Source organism: Pseudomonadales bacterium (assembly GCA_024234215.1).
GTDB lineage: Bacteria > Pseudomonadota > Gammaproteobacteria > Pseudomonadales > UBA5862 > JACKOQ01.
Genome location: JACKOQ010000001.1, coordinates 117,333 through 134,870 on the forward strand (window position 1 = coordinate 117,333; position 17,538 = coordinate 134,870).

A 17,538-nucleotide genomic window follows, 5' to 3' on the forward strand; every position below is an offset into this window, starting at 1 on the left:
GATGTTACTACGGCGGTTCGCGGCCGCTCAATCGGACTGCGCCACCGGCTGCCGCCGTAGCAGTTGCGCCGTCACCTGACCGGCGTGGGTGGCGCGCAGCGGCAGCCAGTTCGGCGGCAGTGCAGGCTGATGCTCCCGCTCGTGCTCCAGGTAGATCAGTGCCTGTGGGCTCAGCAGAGCGCGCTGCTCCAGTTGCTGCACCACCTGTTCGAGCAGACCGCGTCTGAAGGGCGGATCGAGAAAGACCAGGTCGAAGGGTGCAGAGCGCGCTGGGTCGAAGCCGGTCAGCCAGTCGGTCACATCACCACAGACCACCTCGCCGCCGGCTTGCAGCGTGGCCTGGATCTGCCGCAGCGCCCTGACCAGCCGAATATCCGCCTCGATCCAGACCACCTGCGCGGCGCCGCGTGACAGCGCTTCGAGCCCGAGGATGCCGGTGCCGGCGAACAGATCGAGGCAGCGTGTGCCGCGCACGGCGGGCCCAATCCAGTTGAACAGGGTCTCGCGCACCCGATCGGGGGTGGGGCGCAGCATCTCGCTGGCGATCACCGGGAGGCGTCGTCCCCGCCAGCGGCCGGCAATGATGCGGATGCGTCCGGGGGCCGTGTGCGCTGGATTCACCACCGCGAGGAGGCCGGCGGGAGGCCGTCGAAAGGGGCTGGCAACATCGAACAGACCTCTGCGCTCTGCATACCCCGAACGGGGCAAGGGGTGCTAGGATACCCAACCCGCGCGAGTCACCGCCAGCGCGCCCGTTTCCACTCCAGCGATCGGCGTCATGTTCAAGTTCCTCAAGCGCAACAACACCCCCCAGACGCCCGAGGCGGCGGGATCGGGCACGGCGTCGCCTTCCGCGGAGCATGACGCTGAAGCGCCTGAATCGTCGCCGTCACCCATCGATGCACTCCTGCACGAACCAGCGCCGACTGCCGATACTGAACCGCAGCAGGCGCAGGCTGCTCCCACGGTGGCCGCGCCCGCCGAGACCGAGCCGAGTGCCAGCAAGCCGGGGCTGTTCAGCCGCATCCGCAGTGGTCTGACCCGCACCCGTGTCTCGCTGGCCGAGGGACTGAGCAATCTGATACTCGGCCGCAAGCAGATCGATGCCGAGCTGCTGGAGGCGCTGGAAGAGCAGTTGCTGCTGGCCGATGTCGGCATGGCGGCGACCCGGCAGATCATCGATCAACTGAGCGACCGGGTGGCGCGCAAGCAGCTGGCCGATGCCGATGCCCTCCATGCGGCGCTGCGTGCCGCGCTGAGCGAGATCCTGCGGCCGGTCAGCCTGCCGCTTCAGATCGACGACAGCAAGCGCCCCTACGTGCTGCTGGTGATCGGCGTCAATGGCGTTGGCAAGACCACCACCATCGGCAAGCTGGCGAAACGATATGGCCAGCAGGGCAAGAAGGTGATGCTGGCCGCCGGTGACACCTTTCGTGCGGCGGCGGTGGAGCAGCTCAAGGTGTGGGGCGAGCGCAACCAGGTGCCGGTGGTCGCCCAGCAGAGCGGTGCCGACAGCGCCTCCGTGCTGTTCGATGCGCTGTCGGCCGCCAAGGCGCGCGGCATCGATCTGCTGATCGCCGACACCGCCGGCCGGCTGCACAACAAGGCGCATCTGCTGGAAGAGCTGAAGAAGGTGGTGCGGGTGCTGAAGAAGATCGACCCCGAGGCGCCCCACGAGGTGCTGCTGGTGCTGGATGCCAGCACCGGCCAGAATGCCCTCAACCAGGCGCAGCAGTTTCGCGATGCGGTCGATGTCAGCGGCATCGCGCTGACCAAGCTCGATGGCACTGCCAAGGGCGGCGTCATCTTCGCCATTGCCCAGCAGCTCGGTCTGCCGATTCGCTTCATCGGCGTCGGCGAGGCGATCGACGACCTGCGTCCGTTCGATGCCGATGAGTTCATCCGCGCACTGTTCGAGCGCGATCCGGCCTGATCGATGCTGCGGTTCGAGCAGGTCAGCAAACGCTATGAAGGTGGCCACGAGGCGCTGCGCGACCTCTCCTTTCATCTGCCGAAACGGTCGCTGGCCTTTCTGACCGGCCACTCCGGTGCCGGCAAGAGCACGCTGCTGAAGCTGATCATGCGCATGGAGCGGCCCTCCCAGGGGCGGGTGCTGGTGGGCGGCATCGATCTCGACCGTCTGCCACAGCGCAGCATTCCTTTCTATCGCCGCAACATCGGCGTGGTGTTCCAGAACCACCGGCTGCTGTTCGATCGCACGCTGTTCGACAATGTCGCGCTGCCGTTGGTGATTGCCGGCGCTTCGCGGCACGAGATCGGCCGCCGGGTGCGGGCCGCCCTCGACAAGGTGGGGTTGCTCGACAAGGAGCGGATGAACCCGATCCAGCTCTCCGGTGGCGAGCAGCAGCGTGCCGGCATTGCCCGCGCGGTGGTCAGCAGGCCGCCGCTGCTGCTGGCCGATGAGCCGACCGGCAACCTCGATCCCGACCTCTCCGCCGAGATCATGGCGCTCTTCTCCGCCTTCAGCCAGGCGGGGGTCACGGTGCTGATCGCCAGCCACGACACCGCGCTGATCGATGCGATGGACAAACCGGTCTTCGAACTTCACGAAGGCCGGTTGATCAACGACCCGTTCGACGACGGCGACGCTGCCCCGCCATGAGTGCCAAGATGGCGAGAGGCCAGAACTCCGCCCGCCGCCAGCCGCCCGGCTGGCGTGACCGCCTGCGCGGTTACGTGCTGCAGCACCGCAGCCACTGCCGGGACAGCCTCAGGCGGTTGCTGGCCGAACCGATGGCGACGCTGATGATCTGGAGCATGGTCGGCATCGCGCTGGCGCTGCCGAGCGGCCTCTATCTTCTGCTCGACAACCTCAAGCAGGTGAGCGAGGGCTGGAGTGAAGGCAGCCGCCGCATCACCCTCTACCTCAAGATCGAGCAGAGTGACGAGATGGCCCGCCTGCTCGGTGAGCGGCTGGGTCGCGATGCCGAGATCGCCGCGGTCAAGGTGATCGGCCGCGAGGCGGCGCTGCTGGAGTTCCGGCAGCGCTCGAAACTGGATGATGTGATCGACGCGCTCGGCAGCAACCCGCTGCCGCCGCTGCTGTTGATCACGCCGCGGGCCGACAGCGGTGGGATCGAGCCGCTGCGGGCACTGGCCCGGCGGTTGGCCACGCTGCCGGAGGTCGAGCAGGCGCAGGTCGACACCGAGTGGCTGGCGCGGCTGCTGGCGCTGATCGAGCTGGGACAGCGGGCGGTGCTGGCCTTGACGCTGCTGCTGGCGGTGGCGGTGTTGCTGATCGTCGCCACCACCTTGCGGCTGACCATCACCAACCGCCGGCGCGAGATCGAGGTGATCAAACTGGTCGGTGGCACCGCGGCCTTCATCCGCCGGCCGTTTCTCTACACCGGCCTCTGGTATGGTCTGGGCGGCGGCATGGCGGCATTGCTGCTGACCGGGGCGCTGCTGCTCTGGCTGCGCGCGCCGGTGCAGGAGCTGGCCGCCCTCTATCAGAGCAGCTTCACGCCGGTGGGCTTGGGGATGCATGGCACGACGATCCTGCTGCTGGGCAGTGCGCTGCTCGGTGTGGCGGGCGCCTGGATCGCGGCCGAGCGGCAACTGCGCTCGATCGAGCCTGATTGAATCACTTGGAACTTCGACCGGTTTTAGCACTCCAATCGGCCAAGTGCTAGAATTCTCAGCCGATCTGCAAGAGGTGATCATGAGTACCGACATTCTGCCCATGAACGTGCTGGCGCCGGTTGGCAACCTCAACGCCTACCTTCAGGCGGTGCAGCGCATTCCGATGCTGTCGCAGGAAGATGAACAGCGCCTCGCCCGCCAGTACAGCGAAGAGGGTGACCTCGACGCCGCCCGGCAACTGGTGCTGTCGCACCTGCGCTTCGTCGCCCATGTCGCCCGCGGTTATGCCGGCTATGGGCTGCCGCAGGCCGACCTGATCCAGGAGGGCAACATCGGCCTGATGAAGGCGGTCAAGCGGTTCGACCCGAACATGGGGGTGCGGCTGGTCTCGTTCGCCGTGCACTGGATCAAGGCCGAGATCCACGAGTTCATCCTGCGCAACTGGCGCATCGCCAAGATCGCCACCACCAAGGCGCAGCGCAAGCTCTTCTTCAACCTGCGCGGCGCCAAGAAGCGGCTCGACTGGCTCAGCAACGACGAGGTGAGCAGCATCGCCCGCGAGCTCAATGTCGACCCGAAAACGGTGCGGCAGATGGAGGGGCGGCTGGCGGCCCACGACACCTCGTTCGATGCACAGGATGACGACGACTCCAGCCCGCCGGCGCCGGCCGAGTACCTCGAGGACAGCAGCGCCGACCCGGCACTGATCCTCGAGCAGCTCGACCATGGCAGCCACCAGGGCGAGCAGTTGCTGATGGCGCTCGAAGCGCTCGATCCGCGCAGCCGCGACATTCTCGAACGGCGCTGGCTGAATGAGTCTAAGGCGACCCTGCACGATCTGGCGGCCATCCATGGCGTCTCGGCCGAGCGCATCCGCCAGCTCGAACAGAATGCGATGAAGCGGCTGCGCAGTGCCATCGACGCCTGAGCATGCATGCTGCCAGCCGATGCCAACAGGCCGCATTCAGCGGCCTGTTGCGTTGAACGCAAGCGGAGCATGGCGATGACGGCGAGAGGCTGGCTGGTGGCCGGGGCCGTGAGCGGCGCACTGGCGGTGATGACGGGGGCCTTCGGCGCCCATGCGCTGAAGGCACGGCTCGCGGCGGCCCAGCTCGACACCTGGGCCACCGCCGTCCAGTACCACTTCTACCATGCGCTCGCGCTGATCGCCGTCGGTCTGGCCATGCGGCTGCTGCCGGAGGTGGCCGGACTGCATCGGGTTGGCTGGCTGTTTCTGTTCGGTCTGCTGGCCTTCAGCGGCAGCCTCTACCTGCTGGCCCTGACCGGCGTGCGCCAGCTCGGTTTCATCACGCCGCTGGGCGGCGTCGCATTCATTGCCGGTTGGCTGCTGCTGGCCCATCTGCTCTGGCGAGGCTTGCGGTGAGCAGTGCTGAACTGACCATCCAGCTCAATGGCGTGCCGCAGCAGGTGCCGGCCGGCCTGACCATTGCCGGGCTGATCGAGCGGCTGGCGTTGCAGCAGCGGCGCATCGCGGTGGAACTGAACGGTACAATAGTGCCGCGCACGCTCCATGCCCAGCAGACAGTGCAGGCCGGAGACCAGATCGAGGTCGTGACCGCCATTGGTGGCGGCTGAACAGAGGTGAAGGTATCGGATGGACAGCACCCAGCCAATTCAACCGCAACAGGATCCACTGCTGATCGGTGGCGTCAGTTACCACTCCCGTCTGCTGGTCGGCACCGGCAAGTACCGCGATTTCGATGAGACCCGGCGGGCGGTCGAGGCCAGTGGTGCCCAGATCGTCACCTTCGCCGTGCGCCGCGTCAACATCGGGCAGCAGGCCGATGCGCCCAGCCTGCTCGACATCCTGCCACCCACGCGCTACACCCTGCTGCCCAACACCGCCGGTTGCTACAGTGCCCGCGATGCGGTGCGCACCTGCCAGTTGGCGCGGGAGCTGCTCGACGGGGCGGCGCTGGTCAAGCTGGAGGTGCTGGGTGACGAGAAGACGCTCTACCCCAATGTGACCGAGACCCTGATTGCCGCCGAGGCGCTGGTCAAGGAGGGCTTTGCGGTGATGGTCTACACCAATGACGATCCGCTGATCGCCCAGCGGCTCGAACAGCTCGGCTGCATCGCGGTGATGCCGCTCGGCGCGCCGATCGGCTCGGGCCTTGGCATCCGCAACCCCTACAACATCCGCACCATCGTCGAGAACGCAACCGTACCGATTCTGGTCGATGCCGGTGTCGGCACTGCCTCGGATGCGGCCATTGCGATGGAGCTGGGCTGTGACGGCGTGCTGATGAACACCGCGATCGCCGAGGCGACGCAGCCGGTCTGGATGGCGGCGGCAATGAAGAAGGCCGTGGAGGCGGGCCGCGAGGCCTATCTGGCCGGCCGCATGCCGCGCCGCCGTTATGCCAGTGCCTCTTCGCCGCTCGATGGCCGCTTTTTCTGACGGCTCGCACCGTGGATTCGATGTCGGTTCCGGCCAGTGACCGCGATCTTCGCGCAATCCGCAGCTTCGTCATCCGTGGCGGCCGGCTGAGCCCGGCGCAGCAGCGGGCGCTGGAGCAGCTCTGGGCGCATTACGGCATCGACTGGCAGCCTGACCAGCCGCTCGACTGGACGACCTGCTTCGGCCGCACCGCGCCGGTGGTGCTCGAAATCGGCTTCGGCATGGGCGAGTCGCTGGTGACGATGGCGCAGAACGCCCCGGAATGTGATTTTGTCGGTGTCGAGGTGCATCCGCCCGGCATCGGCAACCTGCTGCAGCGCATCGAGCAGGAGCGGCTCGGCAACCTCAGGCTGCTGCGCGGCGATGTGATGGCGATGCTGCATGCCGGCGTCATGCCCGAGGGCAGCCTGACACGGGTGCAGATCTACTTTCCCGATCCTTGGCCGAAGAAGCGCCACCACAAGCGGCGGCTGGTGCAGGCAGCGCTGCTCGATCTGCTGCATCGCGTGGTGCGACCGCAAGGCCAACTGCACATCGCCACCGACTGGCAACCCTACGCCGAGGCGATGCTGCTCAGCCTCGAGCAGGCGTCCGGCTGGCGCAATCTCGCTGCCGATGGCGGCTTCGTGCCCCGTCCGCCGTGGCGGCCGGTCACCAAGTTCGAGCGGCGCGGCGAGCGGCTGGGCCACGGCGTGTGGGATCTGCTGTTCGAACGCAGCGACCGCGACGGCTGATCTCCGAGAGCCGGACAGCCTACAGAAACAGCTCCAGCAGCGAGTTGAGGTACTGCCGGCCACGCAGGGTGGCGTTGAGGCGCGTGCTCTCCTCTTCAAGCAATCCCTTCTCCCGGGCCTGCAGCAGCGCGTCGTCGATGCTGCTGAGCGGCAACCCGGTGCGCTGCACGAAGCTCTGACTGCTGACGCCACTGTTGAGCCGCAGCCCGTTCATCAGGAACTCAAGCGGCAGATCGGCCTCGTTCAGCACCCGTTTGCCGGCCAGGTAGCTCTTCTGGTGGTCGAGGTAGTGGCGCGGCTGGCGGCTCTTCCGGGTGCGGATCACCTGCTGCGCGCTGCCGAGGGTGATCTTGCCGTGGGCGCCGGCGCCAATGCCGAGGTAGTCGCCGAACTTCCAGTAGTTGAGGTTGTGTTTCGAGTGGCGCTGCGGCTGGCAGTAGGCCGAGATTTCGTACTGCTCGAAACCGGCGGTGGCGAGCAGCCGCTGGCCCTGCTGCTGCATCGGCCAGAGCAGTTCATCATCCGGCAGTGGCGGCGGCCGCTTGTGGAAGGCGGTGTTGGGCTCGATCGTCAACTGATACCAGCTGAGGTGAGTCGGGCGATGGTCGATGGCGCGGTGCAGGTCGGCCAGCGCGGCTTCGATCGACTGTTGTGGCAATCCGAACATCAGATCGAGGTTGAAGTTGTCGAAGCCGGCCGCGCGGGCCGCCTCGATCGCCCGGTCGGCCGCCTCGGCATCGTGGATGCGGCCCAGGGCGCGCAGTCTGGCGTCGTCGAAGCTCTGGATGCCGAGCGACAGCCGATTGACCCCGGCGGCCCGGTAGCCGCGGAACCGCGCCTGGTCGGCCGCGCCGGGGTTGGCCTCGAGCGTGATCTCGATGTCGCGGGTGAAGGGCAGCAGCGCGCCGATCCCCTCCAGCAGCCGGGCGATGGCGTCGGCGCTGAACAGGCTCGGAGTGCCGCCACCGATGAAGAGGCTCTGCAGCGGGCGATCCTGCGCCAGCGGCAGATCCTGCAGCAGGTCATCGAGCAGCGCCTCGACATAGTCCGCTTCGGGCAGGCTGCCGTCGGCGGCATGGGAGTTGAAGTCGCAGTAGGGACACTTGCGGACACACCAGGGGATGTGTACATAGAGCCCGAGCGGCGGCAGGCGGCCGAAGCGGCGCGGCGCGGTCTCCCGCTTCATGGCTGCAACTGGCGCAGCAGATGGCGCAGCGCCTGACCGCGGTGGCTCAACTGGTTCTTGCGCGCCGGGGCGAGCTCGGCGGCGCTCGCCTGCTCCGATTCGACCCAGAACAGCGGGTCGTAGCCGAAGCCGCCGGCACCGCGCGCTGCAGTCAGGATGCGCCCCTCCCAGATGCCGTGGCTGATCAGGGGTGCGGGATCCTCGGCATGGCGCAACAGCACCAGCAGGCAGTGGTAGCGGGCGGTCCGTTGCGCCTCGGGCACCCCGGCCAGCGCAGCGAGCAGCCTGGCATTGTTGGCTGCATCGCCGGCGCCGGCCCCGGCATAGCGTGCCGAGTAGAGTCCAGGGGCGCCACCGAGCGCGTCGACCGCCAGGCCGGAGTCGTCGGCCACCGCCGGCAGGCCGCTGGCGACAGAGGCAGCGCGCGCCTTCAGCAGGGCATTTTCGACGAAGGTGAGCCCGCTCTCCTCGACCTCGGCGACCGCGAAGGCCGACTGTGGCAGCAGCTCGATCCGCAGACCGGCGAAGAGATCGGCAAATTCGCGCAGCTTGCCGGCATTGTTGCTGGCCAGCACCATCCGTTGCCGAAAAGTGGCTGAATGATCCATGCGCTGGCCCGAGTCCTCGTTGATCATTCGATGAAGAGCTGCTGGTCGAAGCGCAGCGGATAGCCACGGTCACTGCCGGCCGGGGTCACCTCGAGTTCGAAATGGAACAGCTCTTCATCATCGAACCGCAGCTCGGCGATCGCGGAGGGCTGATCACTTTCGATGACCGTTCTGAATTGCAGCGGCACGCTCTGCCCCATCAGGTTGCGCGCCTGGCCCTGCACCTGACTGGTCACCGGCTGGCTGCGACCGTCGGCCTGAAGCTTCAGCACGGTGACATTGACAAGCGCCCGGTTGGGGGCCTGCACGATGCCGAGCCGGGCAGCGGTCGGTGTGGTCAACAGCCGGCTGGGGCTGACGTTGTAGTGCAGCTCGTAGCCATCGAACCGGACCATCTGCTCGGCCTGGGCCAGCTGGACACCGAGCAGCATCAATGACAGCAGAAGCAGAATCCGGTGGTGCATGGTCGAGCTCTCAGCGGGTCAGACGGTAGATGGCGATTTCGGCCAGCAGGTTGGGCCAGCGTCGCATCAGCGGATTGCTGCGGTAGTGGCGATCGACCACCCGCTGATTGAGGATCTGGAAGTTCTTCTTGCGGCACAGCGCCTCGAAGTCGGCGATGGTGCAGAAGTGGATGTTGGGGGTGTTGTACCACTCGTGGGGCAGAAAATCGGAGCGTGGCATCCGCCCGCGCAGCCCGATGTCGTGGCGGCAGCTCCAGTGGCCGAAATTGGGAAAGGTGACGATGCATTCACGGCCGATCTGCAACATCTCGTCGAGGATCAGATCGGGAAAGCGGACCGCCTGCAGCGCCAGCGACATCACCACGGTGTCGAAGCGTTGGGTGCGGAATTCGGCCAGACCTTGGTCGAGGTCATGCTCGATGACATTGACCCCTTGGGCGATGCAGTGGCTGATGTCGTGCGGATTGTTCTCGATGCCCCAGCCATGCACCCCCTTTTGCCGGGTCAGCTCGGCCAGCAGGGTGCCATCGCCGCAGCCGAGGTCGAGCACCCGTGAGCCGGCGGCGATCCACTCCATGATGATGCCAAGATCGGGCCTCATGCCGCCGCCACCGGCCAGGATTCGTCGGCAATGCGGTCGAAGTAGGCGCGCAGCAGCTCCATGTAGCGCGGAATCGGCAGCAGAAAGGCATCGTGCCCCTGCGCCGCCTCGATGTCGGCGTAGCTGACGTTGCGCTCGGCCTCCACCAGTGCAGTGACGAGCTCCCGCGAGCGGGCCGACGAGAAGCGCCAGTCGGTGGTGAACGACACCACCAGAAAGCTGCACCGTGCCTGGCGGAAGGCCGCCACCAGGTCATCGCCATGCGCCTTGGCCAGATCGAAGTAGTCGAGCGCGCGGGTCATGTGCAGGTAGGTGTTGGCATCGAACCGCTCGGAGAAGATCTCGCCTTGGTAGTTCAGGTAGCTCTCGATCTGGAACTGGGTGCCGAAGTCATAGCGCAGCGTGTCGCTGTGCAGCTCGCGGCCGAATTTCTGTCCCATCGCATCGTCGGAGAGATAGGTGATGTGGCCGACCATCCGCGCCAGCCGCAGCCCCTGCTTCGGGTAGGTGCCATGTTCCAGATAGCGGCCGCCATGGAAGTCGGGATCCTTCATGATCGCCTGGCGCGCCACCTCGTTGAAGGCGATGTTCTGCGCCGTCAGTTTGGGGGCGGCCGCGATCACCACCGCGTGGCGCAGCCGCTGCGGCAGATCGACCGACCACTGCAACGCCTGCATTCCACCCAGACTGCCGCCCACCACCGCCGCGAAGCGATCGATACCGAGGTGGTCGGCCAGGCAGGCCTGGCTGCGCACCCAGTCGGCGGTGGTCACCATCGGAAAATCGGGTCCATAGCTGCGACCGGTGGCGGGATTGAGGCTGCTGGGCCCGGTGCTGCCATCGCACCCACCGAGGTTGTTCAGCGCCAGCACGAAGAAGCGGTTGGTGTCGATTGGCTTGCCGGGGCCGATGCAGACATCCCACCAGCCAGGTTTACGTTCCTCCATGCCGTGGTAGCCGGCTGCATGGTGGTTACCGCTCAGGGCATGGCAGATCAGCACGGCATTGTCGCGCTGGGCATTGAGGGTGCCGTAGGTTTCGTAGACCAGCTCGAAGCCCGGCAGGCTGCGGCCACAATCGAGCGGCAGCGGCAGATCGAACCGCTGCCGTTGAGGGGTGACGATGCCGACCGAGTCGGGAGGGATGGAGTCCGGCATGGAGACTACCGCGCAGCGCAAAGCGCGCAGTCTAGGGTCTGGCCCGGCCATCGGCAATGCGGCGCCGTGCCTGAAAAGTGCTGGCAAAACATGCTACTGAACCTTGATTTCGGCTTCGGCCGGCAGTTGTTGGGGCCGCTCGATGGCCAGTTGCTTGCTGCGCGAGCGGTCGCCGCGCAGCAGCGCCACCCGCGACTTCGGCACGGCGAAGCAGCTGGCCAGCAGCCGCAGCAGTTCGGCGTTGGCGGCGCCATCGACCGGCGCCGCGGCGATGCCGACCCTGAGCGCGCCCTCGACCGGTCCGATGATCCGCGAATGGCCGGCACGCGGGGTGAGCCGCACCGAAAGCAGCAGACGATCGCCTTCCCAGCGATAGTGCGCACTCACAGACCGAGCACCAGCCCGCGCGGCATCGCCAGCAGGGTGACCAGTGAGTCGACCACCAGCATCTCGAGCAGATTGATGCCGATGAAGACGAAGATCGGCGACAGGTCGAGGCCGCCGATCGGCGGGATGATGCGACGCACCGGCGCCATCACCGGTTCGGTCAGCTGCAGCAGCAGGTCGGCCAGCGGGTGGTGCGACATCGGTGCCACCCAGCTGAGGATGATGGTCAGCAGCAGCGCAACGAAGAAGATCTTGATCGTGAGCCCGACCAGACCGACCAGCGACCAGAGCAGGATCAGCAGCGGGTTCGGCAGCGGCGCACCGGCCAGACTCAGGATCAGCGCGATGGCCACGCCCTGCACCAGCAGCGCCAGCACCAGCGCCGCCAGATCGACACCACCGAAGCCGGGGATGAGCCGCCGCAGTGGCCGCAGCAGCGGGTCGGTGACCTTGACCACGAACTGCGACACCGGATTGTAGAAATCGGCCCGCACCAGTTGCAGAAAGAAGCGCAGCAGCACGGCCAGCAGGTAGAGGCTGACCAGGGTTTGCACCAGATAGATGCCGGCGTGAGAGAGTTGACCCATTCTGGACTCCTGAAATTTGTGCGACGGGCGGCCGGGGTGATTCAGCGGGTTGCCGGTTCGCCCAGCTCGGTGGCCAGTTCGGCCGAACGTTGCGCGGCAGCCAGCGCCGCCTGCCGCACCAGCGCGGTGAAGCCGCCAGCCTCGAACACCTGGATCGCCCGTTCGGTGGTGCCGCCCGGCGAGGTGACCCGCCGGCGCAGCTCGGCTGCCGAGATCGGCTCGGCCAGCGCCATCCGCGCGGCACCGAGGGCCGTCTGCAACGTCAGTTGGCGGGCGGTCTCGGCCGGCAGACCCAGCTCGACCGCTGCCATCTGCAGCGCCTCGATCAGCAGAAAGAAGTAGGCCGGACCGCTGCCCGAAATCGCCGTCACGGCATCGAGCAGGGACTCATCCTCCAGCCAGAGCGCCGTGCCCACCGCTTCGAGCAGGCCGAGGCTGAGCTCGCGCTGTGCCGCGCTCACCTGGCGGTTGCCGCACAGTGCCGCCGCGCCGCTTCGTACCAGCGCTGGCGTGTTGGGCATGCAGCGCACCAGCGGCAGCTGCGGGCCGAGCCAGCTGGCCAGGCTCTCCAGGCCGATGCCGGCGGCGATCGACAGCAGCAGCGGCCGGTGGCCGAGCGCCGGGGCCAGCTCCAGCGCGACCGCCTTGAGCACCTGCGGCTTCACCGCCAGCAGCACCACCTCGGCCGTCGCCACCGCCGCGACATTGTCGGCGCTCACCTCGATGCCGAAGCGGTTGGCCACGGCGTCGAGCTGTTGCGGACTGGGGTCGGTCGCGATGATCTGGCTGGCGGGGTAGCCCTGTTCCAGCAATCCGCCGATCAGGCTGGAGGACATGTTGCCGGCGCCGATGAAGGCGAGGCGGGCGGTGGCAGGGTGCATGGGCGATCTGTTATCCGTACTGGGTCTGTGCAGTGAATGGGGTGGGTCGTTGGCCAAAGAGCGCGCTGCCGATGCGGATCAAGGTCGCGCCGGCTGCGATGGCCGCCTCGAAATCGTCGCTCATGCCCATCGACAGTGTGTCGAGCCGATGGCCGGCGCCATTGAGCCGATCGAGCAGGTCAGCCAGCCGCACGAACGGGTGGGGCGAGCACGCCTGTTGCGGCAGCGGCAGCGTCATCAGCCCGCGCAGCCGCAACCTCGGCAGTTGGGCGATCTGCCCGGCCAGCCGCGGCAGATCGTCGGGCGCGACGCCGGCCCGCCCGGTCCGCTGTTCGAAGCCGACCTGAATCAGCACGTTGAGCGGAGGCAGTTCGGCGGGTCGCTGGGCATCGAGCCGTTGCGCCAGCTGCAGCCGATCAAGGCTGTGCAGCCAGTCGAAGTGGCTGGCCACCGCGCGGCTCTTGTTGGCCTGCAGCGAGCCGATGAAATGCCAGCAAAGGTCGAGGTCAGCCAGTTCGGCCTGCTTGGGCAGCGCCTCTTGCAGGTAGCTCTCGCCGACATGGCGCACGCCGGCCTGATGGGCGGCGCGAATCTGCGCGGCCGGTTGTCCCTTGCTGACTGCCAACAGCGTCACACTGCCGGGCCTGCGTCCGTGATGCTGTTCGGCATCATGGATTCGCCGCGTCAGCGCCGCCAGGTTTTCCGCTATGCTTATCATCGAATGGGCAGGCCAGAGCCAGTGTTTGTGTCCAATTGTAACTGCTTTGGCCCCTGCTGTAATTTCGCCCGGAATTGTCCGGCATCATCTTCGGTTCTGATGAGGAGCAACGCAGCCAATGGCCATGGACATCACCGAAATGCTGGCCTTCTGCGTCAAGCAGAAGGCGTCGGATCTGCACCTGTCGGCGGGCCTGCCACCGATCATCCGGGTCGATGGCGATGTGCGTCGCATCAACCTGCCGCCGCTGGAGCACAAGGAGGTGCACGAGCTGATCTACGAGATCATGAACGACAAGCAGCGGCGCGACTTCGAGGAGTTTCTCGAAACCGACTTCTCGTTCGAGGTGCCGGGACTGGCGCGGTTCCGGGTCAACGCCTTCAACCAGAACCGCGGTGCCGGCGCGGTGTTCCGGACCATTCCCTCCAAGGTGCTGACGATGGAGGAGCTGGGCCACGGCCAGGTGTTTCGCGAGGTCTCGATGGTGGAGCGCGGCCTGATTCTGGTCACCGGCCCGACCGGCTCCGGCAAGAGCACCACGCTGGCGGCGATGGTCGACTACATCAACGAGAACCGCTATTCACACATCCTCACCATCGAGGATCCGATCGAATTCGTCCACGAGAGCAAGAAGTGTCTGGTCAACCAGCGCGAGGTGCACCGCGACACGCTCGGCTTCAGCGAGGCGCTGCGCTCGGCGCTGCGTGAAGACCCCGACGTCATCCTGGTGGGAGAGTTGCGCGACCTGGAGACCATCCGGCTGGCGCTGACGGCGGCCGAGACCGGCCATGTGGTCTTCGGCACGCTGCACACCAACTCGGCGGCCAAGACCATCGACCGGATCGTCGACGTCTTTCCGGGTGAAGAGAAGGCGATGGTCCGTTCCATGCTTTCGGAATCGTTGCAGGCGGTGATCTCGCAGACCCTGCTGAAGCGGGTCGGCGGTGGCCGGGTCGCGGCGCACGAGATCATGCTCGCGACGCCAGCGATCCGCAACCTGATCCGTGAGGACAAGATTGCGCAGATGTACTCGGCGATCCAGACCGGTGGCGGCATGGGCATGCAGACGATGGATCAGTCGCTGCGCAACCTGCTGCAGAAGGGGTTGATCACCCGGCAGGCGGCCCGTGAGAAGGCGAAGCAGCCTGACGCCTTCTGACCCGCCGAACCCGTGCGGACAGCACAGCATTGAGGTGAGAACAAAGCCATGTCGATCAATTTCGAGGATTTCTTGCGGATGATGGTGGAGCAGGGCGCATCCGACCTCTTCATCACCGCCGGCATTCCGCCCAGCATGAAGGTGAATGGCCGGGTGGTGCCGATCGGCCGCACGCCGCTGGGACCGGAGCAGAGCCGCGAGCTGGTGTTTGGCGTGATGAACGACCAGCAGCGGCTCGACTTCATCCGCAACCATGAGTGCAACTTTGCCATCTCGGCCCGGGGTCTGGCCCGGTTTCGGGTCAGCGCCTTCCATCAGCGCAACCTGGCCGGCATGGTGCTGCGGCGCATCGAGACCCGGATTCCCGAAATCGGTGAACTGGGATTGCCCGATATCCTGAAGGATCTGTCGATGACCAAGCGGGGGCTGGTGGTCTTCGTCGGCGCCACCGGCACTGGCAAGTCGACCTCGCTGGCCTCGATGATCGGCTATCGCAACCAGAACAGCCATGGCCACATCATCTCGATCGAGGATCCGATCGAATTCCTGCACCAGCACCGCAACTGCATCGTCACCCAGCGCGAGGTCGGCATCGACACCGACTCCTTCGAGGTGGCGCTGAAGAACACGCTGCGGCAGGCACCCGATGTGATCATGATCGGCGAGGTGCGCAGCCGCGAGGTGATGGGCCACGCCATCGCCTTTGCCGAAACCGGCCACCTCTGCCTCTGTACGCTGCACGCCAACAACGCCAACCAGGCGCTGGAGCGGATCATCCACTTCTTTCCGGCCGACCGGCACAACCAGATCTGGATGGACCTGTCGCTCAACCTGAAGGCGATCGTGGCGCAGCAGTTGATCCCGACTGCCGATGGCAACGGCCGCCGCGCGGCCATCGAGGTGATGCTCAACACGCCGCTGGTTTCCGACCTGATCCGCAAGGGTGAGGTGCACAACATCAAGCCCCTGATGACCCGCTCCCGTGAACTGGGCATGCAGACCTTCGATCAGGCGCTCTATGACCTGTTCAGCAGTGGCATCATCACCTTTGAAAATGCCATTGCCCATGCCGATTCGCCCAACGACCTGCGGCTGATGATCAAGCTGGGCAAGTCGGGCGTCAGCCAGGAGATCGGCAAGAGTGCGGCCAACCTGACGCTGGCCGATGACTATGAGCCGCCGCGGCGCTGAAGGGCGCGCGAAGAGCGGGCTGATCAGCCGTCTGCGGTGATCCGGGCGCCGAGCGGCGCGCTCACCTGCTGGATCGCCTCGGCCACCAGGTCGGTCAGTGCGTTCCGGCTGAAGCTGTTGCGCCATGCCAGCACCACCCGCCGCTGTGGCGCCGGTGCGGTGAAGGGACGCACTGTCATCAGACCGCGCTCCTCACCGGCGATGCGGTGCACCGCAGTGGCGGGCAGCACGGTGACACCGTTGCCGGCCGCCACCATGTAGCAGAGCGTTTCAAGGGAGTTGCCGATCAGTGTGGGCTGGGCACGACGCTCCTCGCTGCGCAGCAGGCAGTTGGGGCAGAGCTCCAGCACCTGACGGCGCAGACAGTGGCCTTCACCCAGCAGCAGCATCCGCTCATGGCCCAGTGCATCGATGTCGATGGTGTCGCGCTGGTTCCAGGGGTGATCATGCGGCAGCGCCAGCAGCAGTGGCTCATCATAGAGTGGACGCACGGTCAGCCCACTCTGGGCAAAGGGCAGTGCCAGCACCAGCAGATCGAGCTCGCCCAGACGCAGCTGGGAGAGCAGCACATCGGTGGTGCCTTCGGTGATCTGCAGCGGCAGCTTCGGCGCCTGCTCACGCAGCCGCGGAATCAGTGCAGGAAAGAGGTAGGGCCCGATGGTGTGGATGGCGCCGATCCTGACCGGCAGCTCCAGCGGATTGCGCATTTCCTGTGCCAGTGAACGCAGCAGGGCCAGTTCATCAAGCACCCGTTGCGCCTGGGTCACGATCGGGATGCCCGCCTCGGTCAGCGTTACCTGACTGGCGTTGCGCTCGAACAGCGTGATGCCGAGTTCACCCTCGATCTTCTTGATTGCGACGCTGAGCGTGGGCTGAGTGACGAAGCAGGTGTCGGCGGCGCGGCCGAAGTGGCGCTCGCGGGCCAGCGCGACCAGATAGCGCAGCTCATTCAGCGTCATTCCTGCATCCTGTCGGTCTGATGCCGCGGTCCATTTCAATGCAGCCCGGTGGCCGTGACCGGCAGCCGGACTGCGCTCGGCAGCGTCAGCTCGACCGCCACCGGAAGATGGTCGGAGAACGGAAAGTCCAGCACCTCGGTGCGGTCGATGGTGATGCTGCGGCTGATCAGAATGTGATCGATGGCCCGCTCCGGCCGCCAGCTCGGATAGGTGGCGAGCTCCGCTGCGGGCCGATGAAAATTGCCATGCTGCAACGGCGATTCGAGCAGCAGGCGTTCGGTTTCGCTGTTCATGTCACCCATGACGATCACATGGCGGTAATTGGACATCAACTCGAGCAGATAGGAGAGCTGGAGCTGCTGGGAACGGGCGCCGAGCGACAGATGCACCCCCACCACCAGCAGCGGTTCGACCGGTCCGGCGAAGCGTGCCACGATCGCGCCGCGGCCGGGCAGGGCGCCGGGCAGTTTGTGGTCTTCGAGAATCTCGGGTGGAAAGCGGGTCAGCAGGCCATTGCCATGCTGGCCGAGCCGACCGAGGTTGCGGTTGCGCTGCTGGTACCAGTAGGGGAATCGGGCGCGGTGGGCCAGATATTCGACCTGGTTGACGAAGCCGCTGCGCAGGCTGCCGCCGTCGGCCTCTTGCAGTGCGACGATGTCGAAGGTCTGAATCAGTTCGGCAATCCGCTCCAGATTGCGTTCGCGCAGCCCGTGCGGCAGCAGATGCTGCCAGCCGCGGGTGATGTAGTGGCGGTAGCGGTGGGTGGCGATGCCCACCTGCATGTTGTAGGTCAGCAACCGCAGCTTCTGGCCGGCGGTTGGGAGGGCTTCGGCAGCCTGCGGGGAGGGCGGATGCGCTTGGTGTTCGTGCATTCCTGCGAT

At 66.3% G+C, this 17,538-nt stretch carries 22 protein-coding genes; 10 read left to right on the forward strand and 12 right to left on the reverse strand.

Annotated features, from left to right (window positions below; genetic code table 11):
* Positions 1 to 27: 27 nt before the first annotated feature.
* A complete protein-coding gene (rsmD, locus tag H7A13_00575) occupies positions 28 to 624 on the reverse strand; it encodes a 16S rRNA (guanine(966)-N(2))-methyltransferase RsmD (GenBank protein ID MCP5331846.1) in 597 nt (198 codons plus the stop codon).
* 154 nt (positions 625 to 778) lie between these two features.
* Here rsmD and ftsY point away from each other — a divergent pair, with 154 nt between their 5' ends.
* The 8 genes from ftsY to trmB all read left to right on the forward strand — a co-directional run bounded on the left by ftsY (position 779) and on the right by trmB (position 6,759).
* Positions 779 to 1,933 (forward strand): signal recognition particle-docking protein FtsY, encoded by a 1,155-nt coding sequence (gene ftsY / locus H7A13_00580; GenBank protein ID MCP5331847.1) that lies wholly within the window; start codon positions 779 to 781, stop codon positions 1,931 to 1,933.
* A 3-nt stretch (positions 1,934 to 1,936) separates the two neighbouring features.
* Entirely contained in the window at positions 1,937 to 2,623 is a 687-nt protein-coding gene (gene ftsE / locus H7A13_00585) for a cell division ATP-binding protein FtsE (GenBank protein ID MCP5331848.1), read from the forward strand.
* An 8-nt stretch (positions 2,624 to 2,631) separates the two neighbouring features.
* A complete protein-coding gene (locus H7A13_00590; GenBank protein ID MCP5331849.1) occupies positions 2,632 to 3,603 on the forward strand; it encodes a cell division protein in 972 nt (323 codons plus the stop codon).
* A gap of 79 nt (positions 3,604 to 3,682) precedes the next feature.
* Positions 3,683 to 4,531 (forward strand): RNA polymerase sigma factor RpoH, encoded by an 849-nt coding sequence (gene rpoH, locus H7A13_00595; protein MCP5331850.1) that lies wholly within the window; start codon positions 3,683 to 3,685, stop codon positions 4,529 to 4,531.
* A 69-nt stretch (positions 4,532 to 4,600) separates the two neighbouring features.
* Positions 4,601 to 4,987 carry a DUF423 domain-containing protein gene (locus tag H7A13_00600; GenBank protein MCP5331851.1) on the forward strand — a complete coding sequence of 129 codons (387 nt, stop codon included), beginning with the start codon at positions 4,601 to 4,603 and terminating at the stop codon, positions 4,985 to 4,987.
* An 11-nt stretch (positions 4,988 to 4,998) separates the two neighbouring features.
* Positions 4,999 to 5,199, forward strand: a complete 201-nt coding sequence (gene thiS, locus H7A13_00605) for a sulfur carrier protein ThiS (protein ID MCP5331852.1) — start codon at positions 4,999 to 5,001, stop codon at positions 5,197 to 5,199.
* A gap of 19 nt (positions 5,200 to 5,218) precedes the next feature.
* Positions 5,219 to 6,025, forward strand: coding sequence for a thiazole synthase (locus H7A13_00610; protein MCP5331853.1), 807 nt, complete (start codon positions 5,219 to 5,221; stop codon positions 6,023 to 6,025).
* A gap of 20 nt (positions 6,026 to 6,045) precedes the next feature.
* Positions 6,046 to 6,759 (forward strand): tRNA (guanosine(46)-N7)-methyltransferase TrmB, encoded by a 714-nt coding sequence (gene trmB, locus H7A13_00615; protein ID MCP5331854.1) that lies wholly within the window; start codon positions 6,046 to 6,048, stop codon positions 6,757 to 6,759.
* Between the two features lie 19 nt (positions 6,760 to 6,778).
* On the opposite strand, the gene hemW is transcribed toward trmB, so the two are convergent.
* From hemW to H7A13_00660, 9 genes are all read right to left on the reverse strand, one after another.
* On the reverse strand, positions 6,779 to 7,945 hold the full coding sequence (gene hemW / locus H7A13_00620; GenBank protein ID MCP5331855.1) for a radical SAM family heme chaperone HemW: 1,167 nt from the start codon (positions 7,943 to 7,945) through the stop codon (positions 6,779 to 6,781).
* Positions 7,942 to 8,553 (reverse strand): RdgB/HAM1 family non-canonical purine NTP pyrophosphatase, encoded by a 612-nt coding sequence (rdgB, locus tag H7A13_00625; GenBank protein MCP5331856.1) that lies wholly within the window; start codon positions 8,551 to 8,553, stop codon positions 7,942 to 7,944. The genes hemW and rdgB overlap by 4 nt, the downstream gene beginning before the upstream one ends.
* 23 nt (positions 8,554 to 8,576) lie before the next feature.
* On the reverse strand, positions 8,577 to 9,017 hold the full coding sequence (locus H7A13_00630) for a DUF4426 domain-containing protein (GenBank protein MCP5331857.1): 441 nt from the start codon (positions 9,015 to 9,017) through the stop codon (positions 8,577 to 8,579).
* Between the two features lie 10 nt (positions 9,018 to 9,027).
* The gene (gene metW, locus H7A13_00635) at positions 9,028 to 9,618 is read right to left on the reverse strand and encodes a methionine biosynthesis protein MetW (protein ID MCP5331858.1); all 591 of its coding nucleotides are present in this window, start codon (positions 9,616 to 9,618) and stop codon (positions 9,028 to 9,030) included.
* Positions 9,615 to 10,775, reverse strand: coding sequence for a homoserine O-acetyltransferase (locus H7A13_00640; protein ID MCP5331859.1), 1,161 nt, complete (start codon positions 10,773 to 10,775; stop codon positions 9,615 to 9,617). The genes metW and H7A13_00640 overlap by 4 nt, the downstream gene beginning before the upstream one ends.
* 93 nt (positions 10,776 to 10,868) lie before the next feature.
* Positions 10,869 to 11,162: a DUF167 domain-containing protein gene (locus tag H7A13_00645; GenBank protein ID MCP5331860.1), complete on the reverse strand. Its 294-nt coding sequence runs from the start codon at positions 11,160 to 11,162 to the stop codon at positions 10,869 to 10,871.
* Positions 11,159 to 11,749, reverse strand: coding sequence for a YggT family protein (locus H7A13_00650; protein ID MCP5331861.1), 591 nt, complete (start codon positions 11,747 to 11,749; stop codon positions 11,159 to 11,161). The genes H7A13_00645 and H7A13_00650 overlap by 4 nt, the downstream gene beginning before the upstream one ends.
* 41 nt (positions 11,750 to 11,790) lie before the next feature.
* Entirely contained in the window at positions 11,791 to 12,630 is an 840-nt protein-coding gene (locus H7A13_00655) for a pyrroline-5-carboxylate reductase (protein MCP5331862.1), read from the reverse strand.
* Between the two features lie 10 nt (positions 12,631 to 12,640).
* Positions 12,641 to 13,348 (reverse strand): YggS family pyridoxal phosphate-dependent enzyme, encoded by a 708-nt coding sequence (locus H7A13_00660; protein MCP5331863.1) that lies wholly within the window; start codon positions 13,346 to 13,348, stop codon positions 12,641 to 12,643.
* Positions 13,349 to 13,472: 124 nt separating this feature from the next.
* Here H7A13_00660 and H7A13_00665 point away from each other — a divergent pair, with 124 nt between their 5' ends.
* Both H7A13_00665 and H7A13_00670 read left to right on the forward strand, forming a co-directional pair.
* Positions 13,473 to 14,507 carry a type IV pilus twitching motility protein PilT gene (locus H7A13_00665; GenBank protein MCP5331864.1) on the forward strand — a complete coding sequence of 345 codons (1,035 nt, stop codon included), beginning with the start codon at positions 13,473 to 13,475 and terminating at the stop codon, positions 14,505 to 14,507.
* 54 nt (positions 14,508 to 14,561) lie between these two features.
* Positions 14,562 to 15,698, forward strand: coding sequence for a PilT/PilU family type 4a pilus ATPase (locus H7A13_00670; protein ID MCP5331865.1), 1,137 nt, complete (start codon positions 14,562 to 14,564; stop codon positions 15,696 to 15,698).
* Between the two features lie 23 nt (positions 15,699 to 15,721).
* On the opposite strand, the gene H7A13_00675 is transcribed toward H7A13_00670, so the two are convergent.
* Positions 15,722 to 16,657, reverse strand: coding sequence for a LysR family transcriptional regulator (locus H7A13_00675; GenBank protein ID MCP5331866.1), 936 nt, complete (start codon positions 16,655 to 16,657; stop codon positions 15,722 to 15,724).
* 35 nt (positions 16,658 to 16,692) lie between these two features.
* Positions 16,693 to 17,529 (reverse strand): endonuclease/exonuclease/phosphatase family protein, encoded by an 837-nt coding sequence (locus tag H7A13_00680; protein MCP5331867.1) that lies wholly within the window; start codon positions 17,527 to 17,529, stop codon positions 16,693 to 16,695.
* Between the last annotated feature and the right edge of the window lie 9 nt (positions 17,530 to 17,538).

Bases quoted from the DNA above. Each gene is read 5' to 3' on its own strand.
- ftsY (MCP5331847.1), top strand. From the start codon at position 779: ATGTTCAAGTTCCTCAAGCGCAACAACACCCCCCAGACGCCCGAGGCG.
- ftsE (MCP5331848.1), top strand. From the start codon at position 1,937: ATGCTGCGGTTCGAGCAGGTCAGCAAACGCTATGAAGGTGGCCACGAG.
- H7A13_00590 (MCP5331849.1), top strand. From the start codon at position 2,632: ATGGCGAGAGGCCAGAACTCCGCCCGCCGCCAGCCGCCCGGCTGGCGT.
- rpoH (MCP5331850.1), top strand. From the start codon at position 3,683: ATGAGTACCGACATTCTGCCCATGAACGTGCTGGCGCCGGTTGGCAAC.
- H7A13_00600 (MCP5331851.1), top strand. From the start codon at position 4,601: ATGGCGATGACGGCGAGAGGCTGGCTGGTGGCCGGGGCCGTGAGCGGC.
- H7A13_00610 (MCP5331853.1), top strand. From the start codon at position 5,219: ATGGACAGCACCCAGCCAATTCAACCGCAACAGGATCCACTGCTGATC.
- trmB (MCP5331854.1), top strand. From the start codon at position 6,046: ATGTCGGTTCCGGCCAGTGACCGCGATCTTCGCGCAATCCGCAGCTTC.
- hemW (MCP5331855.1), bottom strand. From the start codon at position 7,945: ATGAAGCGGGAGACCGCGCCGCGCCGCTTCGGCCGCCTGCCGCCGCTC.
- rdgB (MCP5331856.1), bottom strand. From the start codon at position 8,553: ATGGATCATTCAGCCACTTTTCGGCAACGGATGGTGCTGGCCAGCAAC.
- H7A13_00630 (MCP5331857.1), bottom strand. From the start codon at position 9,017: ATGCACCACCGGATTCTGCTTCTGCTGTCATTGATGCTGCTCGGTGTC.
- metW (MCP5331858.1), bottom strand. From the start codon at position 9,618: ATGAGGCCCGATCTTGGCATCATCATGGAGTGGATCGCCGCCGGCTCA.
- H7A13_00640 (MCP5331859.1), bottom strand. From the start codon at position 10,775: ATGCCGGACTCCATCCCTCCCGACTCGGTCGGCATCGTCACCCCTCAA.
- H7A13_00650 (MCP5331861.1), bottom strand. From the start codon at position 11,749: ATGGGTCAACTCTCTCACGCCGGCATCTATCTGGTGCAAACCCTGGTC.
- H7A13_00655 (MCP5331862.1), bottom strand. From the start codon at position 12,630: ATGCACCCTGCCACCGCCCGCCTCGCCTTCATCGGCGCCGGCAACATG.
- H7A13_00660 (MCP5331863.1), bottom strand. From the start codon at position 13,348: ATGATAAGCATAGCGGAAAACCTGGCGGCGCTGACGCGGCGAATCCAT.
- H7A13_00665 (MCP5331864.1), top strand. From the start codon at position 13,473: ATGGACATCACCGAAATGCTGGCCTTCTGCGTCAAGCAGAAGGCGTCG.
- H7A13_00675 (MCP5331866.1), bottom strand. From the start codon at position 16,657: ATGACGCTGAATGAGCTGCGCTATCTGGTCGCGCTGGCCCGCGAGCGC.
- H7A13_00680 (MCP5331867.1), bottom strand. From the start codon at position 17,529: ATGCACGAACACCAAGCGCATCCGCCCTCCCCGCAGGCTGCCGAAGCC.